This is a genomic window from Pelomicrobium sp. G1, assembly GCF_051905455.1.
Lineage (GTDB): Bacteria > Pseudomonadota > Gammaproteobacteria > Burkholderiales > UBA6910 > Pelomicrobium.
Map to the genome: position 1 here is coordinate 1 of NZ_JBQACR010000532.1, position 243 is coordinate 243.

At 54.3% G+C, this 243-nt stretch carries 1 protein-coding gene; it reads right to left on the bottom strand.

Annotation, left to right across the window (positions count from 1 at the left end; genetic code table 11):
* On the bottom strand, positions 1-243 hold a 243-nt coding region (locus ACTFO6_RS19525; protein ID WP_439935964.1), incomplete at both ends, for a hypothetical protein.

The window sequence follows — 243 nt, forward strand, 5'->3', positions numbered from 1 at the left end:
CGTCAGTAAGATTCGTCAGCACTTGGTGCTCTAAGTCGTAGAGTACCAACGCATAGCGCTGCGGCTTCCCATCCCACCCCAGAAGGGGCGCCTCTGGATTCTTGATGGTTTTCGGTTGACCGTCCTCGCCCTTGACCTGAATCGTCTCTTCCCACCGGTACTCCGCCAGCACAAACCGGGAAAGCGGCCAGATCTGACGGTGCCTGATATTCCAACAAAATAGCTTAAAGCCCGGTTTAACAT